1 pseudogene is annotated in these 382 nt (G+C 66.0%); it reads left to right on the top strand.

Annotated elements, in window-relative coordinates:
- Positions 1-175: 175 nt before the first annotated feature.
- Positions 176-382: pseudogene (locus ACT3SQ_RS19335) on the top strand (IS21 family transposase); the annotation flags it as partial.

Below are 382 nucleotides of genomic sequence, written 5' to 3'. Positions count from 1 at the left end.
TGCTAGCGGACATGCCAATCTCCCTGTAGGCGGACACGGATTTCCCTGCTGACGGACAGTTGATCTCCCTGTCTGTGGTCCTGGGATCGGGCCGTGTCGGTCCCGAAATGCGCGTCCCTCCGGGGTTTGCTCGAGGTCTTCTACCACCACGAGCAGGTACCCACCGGAGGGACGCATGAAGAAGTCTGACAGGGAGATCATGGAAATTCTGGAGGCGTTCGACGCCACGGGGTCCGCGCATTCGGCGGCGGGGCTGGCGGGGGTGGATGCGAAGACGGTGCGGCGTTACGTCGCTGCCCGGGATGCGGGGGCGCCGGTGATGGGGCCGGGCCGGCGGCCGCGGATGCTGGATGGGTTCTTGCCGAAGATCGAGGAGTGGGTC

Origin of the sequence: Brachybacterium sp. AOP42-C2-15, assembly GCF_052377065.1 — a bacterium.
In the GTDB taxonomy this organism is placed as follows: Bacteria; Actinomycetota; Actinomycetes; order Actinomycetales; family Dermabacteraceae; genus Brachybacterium.
The sequence above is the reverse complement of the archived record's forward strand: the minus strand, read 5'-3'. Positions and strand labels throughout refer to the sequence as shown.